The sequence below is a fragment of the Ruegeria sp. AN6 genome (genome assembly GCF_056540425.1).
Genome location: NZ_JBQFWR010000019.1, coordinates 65753 through 71817, shown reverse-complemented (window position 1 = coordinate 71817; position 6065 = coordinate 65753). Strand labels below are relative to the sequence as shown.

General features: G+C 52.9%; 9 protein-coding genes and 1 tRNA gene. 4 read left to right on the top strand and 6 right to left on the bottom strand.

From position 1 onward, the window contains the following. Positions 1-39: 39 nt before the first annotated feature. Positions 40-459, bottom strand: a complete 420-nt coding sequence (locus ACR0MQ_RS20570; RefSeq protein ID WP_480610489.1) for a site-specific integrase — start codon at positions 457-459, stop codon at positions 40-42. A gap of 256 nt (positions 460-715) precedes the next feature. Then, a tRNA-Cys gene (locus ACR0MQ_RS20565) sits at positions 716-784 on the bottom strand. 216 nt (positions 785-1000) lie between these two features. Between ACR0MQ_RS20565 and ACR0MQ_RS20560 the strand changes: the two genes are divergently transcribed. Beyond that, positions 1001-2014: a hypothetical protein gene (locus tag ACR0MQ_RS20560; RefSeq protein ID WP_480610486.1), complete on the top strand. Its 1014-nt coding sequence runs from the start codon at positions 1001-1003 to the stop codon at positions 2012-2014. Between the two features lie 26 nt (positions 2015-2040). Here the strand turns inward: ACR0MQ_RS20560 and ACR0MQ_RS20555 are convergent, their stop codons facing one another. From ACR0MQ_RS20555 to ACR0MQ_RS20545, 3 genes are read right to left on the bottom strand one after another with little or no spacing between them, the layout of a single operon-like run. Then, positions 2041-2331, bottom strand: a complete 291-nt coding sequence (locus ACR0MQ_RS20555; protein ID WP_480610484.1) for a hypothetical protein — start codon at positions 2329-2331, stop codon at positions 2041-2043. After that, the gene (locus ACR0MQ_RS20550) at positions 2324-3463 is read right to left on the bottom strand and encodes a tyrosine-type recombinase/integrase (RefSeq protein ID WP_480610481.1); all 1140 of its coding nucleotides are present in this window, start codon (positions 3461-3463) and stop codon (positions 2324-2326) included. Before ACR0MQ_RS20550 ends, ACR0MQ_RS20555 begins: the two co-directional genes overlap by 8 nt. Beyond that, positions 3460-4047: a hypothetical protein gene (locus tag ACR0MQ_RS20545; RefSeq protein WP_480610478.1), complete on the bottom strand. Its 588-nt coding sequence runs from the start codon at positions 4045-4047 to the stop codon at positions 3460-3462. Before ACR0MQ_RS20545 ends, ACR0MQ_RS20550 begins: the two co-directional genes overlap by 4 nt. Positions 4048-4110: 63 nt before the next feature. On the opposite strand from ACR0MQ_RS20545, the gene ACR0MQ_RS20540 reads away from it, so the two are divergent. The 3 genes from ACR0MQ_RS20540 to ACR0MQ_RS20530 all read left to right on the top strand — a co-directional run bounded on the left by ACR0MQ_RS20540 (position 4111) and on the right by ACR0MQ_RS20530 (position 5294). Further along, positions 4111-4377 carry a helix-turn-helix domain-containing protein gene (locus ACR0MQ_RS20540; RefSeq protein WP_480610475.1) on the top strand — a complete coding sequence of 89 codons (267 nt, stop codon included), beginning with the start codon at positions 4111-4113 and terminating at the stop codon, positions 4375-4377. Then, entirely contained in the window at positions 4377-4808 is a 432-nt protein-coding gene (locus tag ACR0MQ_RS20535) for a hypothetical protein (RefSeq protein ID WP_480610472.1), read from the top strand. The genes ACR0MQ_RS20540 and ACR0MQ_RS20535 overlap by 1 nt, the downstream gene beginning before the upstream one ends. Before the next feature lie 90 nt (positions 4809-4898). Next, entirely contained in the window at positions 4899-5294 is a 396-nt protein-coding gene (locus ACR0MQ_RS20530) for a hypothetical protein (RefSeq protein WP_480610469.1), read from the top strand. A gap of 276 nt (positions 5295-5570) precedes the next feature. On the opposite strand, the gene ACR0MQ_RS20525 is transcribed toward ACR0MQ_RS20530, so the two are convergent. Further along, on the bottom strand, positions 5571-6050 hold the full coding sequence (locus ACR0MQ_RS20525) for a type I restriction-modification enzyme R subunit C-terminal domain-containing protein (RefSeq protein WP_480610467.1): 480 nt from the start codon (positions 6048-6050) through the stop codon (positions 5571-5573). Positions 6051-6065 lie beyond the last annotated feature (15 nt).

Below are 6065 nucleotides of genomic sequence, written 5' to 3'. Positions count from 1 at the left end.
TATGACAGATGCCCAAAGGTATTCCTCTCGGCTATCGCTCTAGCAGCTACCGTGCTGTTCTGGCTGTAAATCAATGAGTCTGGAGCCTAGCTTAGGCAGAAAACTCTCATTGCACCAGCGCCCCAAGGTTCGACCATAGCCACCGTTTGCGTTGTAGTTGTAGTCTGGAAATAACCGGGTGCCATTCCATCTTCTGTCCACGAATTCGAGGAAGCCTAGGCCGATCAAATCCGGGTGTACCGGGACTTTCCGTCGAGCTGCAGTTGACTTTATACGTTTGTTGTCGTCGTCACCTTCATCCATGATGTTGAGGAACCATACGCTGCATTCCTGCTGCATTGCGCTTACAGCTTTCTCGGCAAAACCCTTGTCGTTCAGCCGTTCCGAGTATTTGTCGAGCGAAGCCTTGAAGTACCGATGCGCCATTGATCGGATTTGGTCTTGTCTTAGTCGTGGCACGTTCTCTTGATCCGGTATTAATCGACCGCAAGATGCTAGAAATCGCGCCAGATCACTAGCCCTATGCGGGCATCGGGTACGCAGCGATATTCTGACAGATGTTCTCTTTTGCTCAGAAGACGGAGGGATAGGCCAGCGGAAGTAATAAACGCCGTGTCTTGAATGGCTTAGGTAGGATGACTGCATCATTGTAGGTGTGTCCCACTTTGTGTCACACCCGAGCACCACAGGGCTAAGTCAATGATTTAGAATGAAATGGAGGCGAGTACCGGAATCGAACCGGTGTACACGGATTTGCAATCCGTAGCATTGAAAACACTACGCTCGCTCAAAGCAATCAATGGCCAAAACGTCGCTTGTTTTGAATGAGCTTAAAGTAATGCTATCGCTCAGTAGAGGCGTGGGCGATATCATCAATCATGACTTCGGCCCCATCTGCGCCCCATGGATCGATATCCGGTTCGCGCTTAGTTTTAGGATAATTTGATCTTTGCCTCATCTTCATAGTTAACTTCTTCAGAGAAATGATCCTGGAGGTATCGTGGAGAACAGTGGAAACCTGTTTCGAGAGAGCGTGAGAGAGCGTGATCTTGATAATTTCATGGTTGAAGAGTTGTCTGCCTCAGCCGATTTTCTGACGTGGGTACTGGACAAGTTACCCACGACCTTCGCTGCTCCTAGTGATCTCGAGATGCGGGTTCGCAAATCGCCGCCTAGGGAGTCTGACACTCGTCAGACCGATGTCCAGATTGGATGGTTTGATGGGCCCGATATCCAAGCTTGCGTTCTGATCGAGAACAAGGTCACCGATGGATTTCAAGCAGACCAAGCGCAATCATATGCAGGAGAGGTTTCCGCGTTGCGTGCCAAGCTTGGTCTGCATGCTGCAACCGCGATCCTTGTCGCACCCGAGAACAAGATGCCTGCCCTGAGGCACGACGGTGCTTTTGATGCTGAGATTTCAATCGAGAAGATCATCGAATTCCTGTCGGATAGAATTAAGAACATCGAAGAGGGTGAGTTGCGAACCCGGATTGAAGTTCGCATCGAACTTCTAGAGGCGTTGTGCGGCAAACGCCGCTCTGGTGGCTGGGTTGCCAAAACTATTCAAGAGAAGCGCGACTTTGCGGAGCGGTACATGGCTCTGTCATCAAAGATTCTGCCCAATCTTAAAGTCCGGCCATCTTCGGATGGCAAAAAGGCGACGACGCGTATTTATGAGAAATTGAACATCCCGGGCCTTGACGGGCCAACCCTTCGGCATGAATTTGGAAAGCGGGAAGTCTGGAAGTATGCAAATGTCCAGTTCAGCGGAAAGGCAGGACGCGTACAGGCATTTCGCGACAGCGGGTTGCTCGATAATACGCCCTACAACGTTGCGAAAGCTGGCGAGTCACTAGCCATCCGCGTAATAACCCCTGGTGTGGATCCAATGCGGCCCTTTGGTGAACAGCAAACCTTAGTTGAAGATGGTTTGATTGCCATCCGAGATTTGGTTTCTTGGCTCAATTCAAACCGATCCCGGATCGCAGTAATTATCGGGCAGGATGATTGATAAGTTCTCAATCTTCTCGTCTTCTTTTATGGTTGGGCGCATTCAGAAAAGGTGCAGATGTTGTGCATTGACGCGGCAAAGGCATAAGCCCCGGCGCCAAGTCCAAGTTGTTCGCAAACCTGAATGCATTCGGCCACGGCCACGGTCAAGCCCCGGCCACCGAATTCTTCCGGCGTTTTGAGTTCACCCACTGCGGGTCCGGCCTTTTCCGACGCGTCAGGGACAACTTTTCGGAGTTCCACGTGCTTGCATTGGGCAGGACCGACGATCATTCTTGTGACCCATTGCAGATCCGTCAGATACCAAATCTCAGCCAAATAGCTCACCGGCCTTGCGAGCGGCTTCTGCCGCTGCCTCTTCGTCGTCCGCAACGTAGAGATCAAGCGTTGTAGTCGAACGGGAGTGACCCATCAGCGTTTGCAGAGTCTTAATGTCAGTCCTCGCAACATGATGTTGCGTTGTGCCAAAAAGGTGCCTAAGGCCGTGCACGCCTTGTACACCCTCTGGCAGGCCAAGTTTTCGGCGCATCCTACGAGCCCGCGCCGACAAGGCGTCGAGGTTTAGGGGGTCGCCGTACGGCGTGCAAAATACCAGATCGTGATCGGTCCAAGCTTCGCCTGCGGCTAGGCGGTACTCCTTTACCTGAAGTTGACGGGCGCGGAGAAGCGAAACCGCTTGCGGAGGCAGTGGAATCGTCCGCCGCGAGGAGCGCGACTTTGGTTCGCAAAAGACCCAAACCGAACTTCCTGTCATCGACTGCCGGATCAGCGTTTGCTGGACGTCGAGACGAGCAAGCGTCAGATTCACGGCATTCCAAGTCAAACCTCCAACTTCGCTCCGGCGCATGCCTGTTTGCGCCATCAGGCGGAAAATCGGGCCATCGTCTGTTGCGTCCATCGCATCAAGAAATCGTCTCGCATCCTCAATGGAGTCAACTTTGGGGCGGGGCCGCGATGGAGCCCGAGGAGTTTCGACGGCGTCAACAACGTTGAACGGGAGATGCCGGCGCCGAACAGCATCGCCGAGAGCCTTGTGTAGCACCGCCCGGCTCTGTGCAATCGTGGATCGCGAAAGCTCTCTGTTTAGCAGATCGCCTAGCCAGGCATCGATGTCCTCCGGGGCCAGCGTTGCGAGCTTGACGTGTCCGATCGACTGGATTGCGGTCATTACCTTGCTTCTGTACCCCGCGACCGTGTTAGGGCGAAGCGTGCCAGATTGTTCCCGTCCTGTAAGCCAGTCGCTTAAATAGGCACCGAGCGTTCCCGTCCCTAGCCGTCCGCCATGCGAGCCGAAATGGGCCTGATCTGCCAGCCAGGCTTTGGCCTCCGCAAATGTGTCAAAGGACTTCGAGGCACGCTGGCGTTGCCCAGTGCGGGACGTTGATTTGATCGACGCTCGGTACCGTCTCTTGCCCTTGGGTGTGATGTAACGTTCAACGTGGCCGCTCATCCGTCCGTCTCTCCTTTCTTTGCAGCGCGATGGCGATTTGTTCCAGCTGATGAACGGCAGGCCGATCGGCAATACTTGGAGTCCACGCGGGATGGTGCGAAGATTTCGCCGCAAAATTCGCACGTCTTGATCGGTAGCTTGGCAATCGCAAGGTCGACCCCATCTGTGATAATGCGACCAACCCGGTTCTTAGGCACCAGTTTCCATCTGCCTGTGGAATCAAGCTGCATCGCAACAACTGACCAAAGTTGCTTGGGGATATCAGAAAGAGTTGAGAGTTTGCGGGGATTCGGAAGCCGCTTCAATGGTTTAGATGCTTTTAGTGAAGGTTTGAAATAAACAAGGAAGAGCTTTCCGCAGTAACTTGTGAAATGCTCTAAAAACTCATCCTCGATAAGCTCTATTTCGTCGCCAACTACCTCGGCCAACGCTAGCTTCGCGACCACCAGTGCCTGAGGTTCGTGGTCGCCTATATCGAAGTGGCCAAAGTACCAGAATAGTGCGCGTTCTCTACCGTCTTGGCCGATCGATCGTTTTACGCGGTCCAGAACATTTCTGTGGTCTGTTATGGGCCCCACTTTCACGCCTACCTTGCGTCATTTCAATCAATGACATCATAAGGAAAAGAAACTTATTTACAATAGTAAATGTTCCCATGTAATAATTTTTGCCATTATAAAACTGTCTCAAAGAGTTTTGGAAGGGGAGCCCGGATGAAAGTAAAGACACTAACTGTTAAAGAAACTGCCACGCGGCTGAGAGTTTCAGTCGCGACTGTTCGTCGCTGGGTTCACGATGGAACCCTTCGGGGGCGTCGGGTCGGACCACGCTTGCTCCGGATCGAAACCGAATGTGTTGAAGATCTCGAGTCTAGCAACATGGCGAACAATGCAGAAAAAGTCGGTCAGCGTTGATGGGACAAGAAGAAACTGAAACGGGGAAGAAGCCCAGCGTTGCGCTTCCGGTGATCTATATCGACCATGCAGCCTTTGATCCATCGACAAAGAAGTTGTCATCTCACCCTAACCCATTTGGCCGCCGAGCTTTGATTGTGGAGTATCTTTTCCAATACCCCTCCGCCGACGTGCCAGAGGCTGTTATGGCGGAGATTGGGAACCACGACTGGAAGACTCCAGGTATCAAAGCGATGGCACTCGCGCTGGGTATGTCCACCGGCGCTGTCGAGAGCAACCTTCTATGGCTTCGGAAACACGACTTAGTTGACGGTTGCAGGGTCGAATACATCGGCCCGGGTCAAGCATACTACCGCCTGATCGATAGTCTCGAAGCTTGGCAGTTCATCAACGCGCATGTCGAGAAGGTCAAGAAGCTAATGTCTGACTAACAGGCTGAAACGCGGAACCCCCGAGAGGTCATTCTCGAGGGTTCACCTTTTGATTAGTCCCAGCATCCAGCAAGATACCGAGGTTCAAGAATGGTATCCAAGTACCTCCTGCAGAGCAAGTCCAAGGATCCAGAAGGCGTTTCTTACCGCTCATTTACCTACTGCCAAGCAGCGGGGAGCCTTGCCGGAGGCATGGTGTTAATGAACCTCGACAGATGGTGGCGCAATTCCCACCTATACATCGATGGTTATCGTTGGTCTGTAATCAATATTGCTAGAATGGCAGACGAGTTCGGCGCTGACCGAAAAACGATCGAAAGGCACATACAGCGGCTGGAGAAGGCAGGCATCCTCCAATCTGCGCATTACCGGCGCGGTGGTCGACACAAGAAGGCTATTCGGGTCTTTCATGAAGATATGGAGGCTGTACCTAAACCGGATGAAAAGAGCATTCTGGCGAGTATCGAGGTCATGAAATGCTCCTAGTCACTGGGGTCACTTAGCACCCGGTCAAAAGAAGCCTTGCCCGTAGTCTGCACCCATTTTGGCCCCGGAATTTGGACAACTCGCCCCATAATATGGGAAAGGTTATCTATGAAAAAATAAAGGAAACAGAAATACCCGTCCGCCTCCGGAGAGGCGGCGGGTTTTCCGTCTGATTTTTCCAGGGAAAAAGGGGGGAGGGGTAAGCCCCTCCCTGATCCACCCCACTCCCCCAGCCCCCTCGCCCCTCCACCGCGGTTCGGGCGAATTCGACACGGCTCACAAGTCCACTATCAGATGCTGTGGCCCAAAAGGGATGACGGTGGCGTCGTGCTTAATAAGTGCGCAATCCCAGAGGCACATTGTCGTGGAAGGTTTTCGACCGAGCAACGCGTACCGATAGCGTTCGGTCGCGGGAACGGCACAGTCGGCCGCCCGACAAGGAAGGAAACCGACAAGAACTTTGACTTCTGCGGGTGGAAACACACCGCTTACGCCTTGGTCGTCAATATCAGTGAATGGGCTTTCGTAGAGAACGCGGGGATCGATCACACCCCGTTCAGTGAGGTAGTAGATGATCAAATCGACAAACTCAATTTGGTTCAGCGACAAGTGCTTGCCGTTGGTGAATTCGTCCAAAGCTCGCTTGGCGGCACCGCGGTCTAGGCCGACAAGTGATCGAATGAAGACTCCTAGACCACCATCTTCTCGGATGCGCTCCAAGTCGTCGTCGGCTGCAAATCCTTCAATCAGGCCCACAGGTGCTGATGTCAG

Coding starts and splice junctions, on each gene's coding strand:
- ACR0MQ_RS20550 (WP_480610481.1), bottom strand. CDS start 3,463: ATGAGCGGCCACGTTGAACGTTACATCACACCCAAGGGCAAGAGACGG.
- ACR0MQ_RS20535 (WP_480610472.1), top strand. CDS start 4,377: ATGGGACAAGAAGAAACTGAAACGGGGAAGAAGCCCAGCGTTGCGCTT.
- ACR0MQ_RS20530 (WP_480610469.1), top strand. CDS start 4,899: ATGGTATCCAAGTACCTCCTGCAGAGCAAGTCCAAGGATCCAGAAGGC.
- ACR0MQ_RS20540 (WP_480610475.1), top strand. CDS start 4,111: ATGTTCCCATGTAATAATTTTTGCCATTATAAAACTGTCTCAAAGAGT.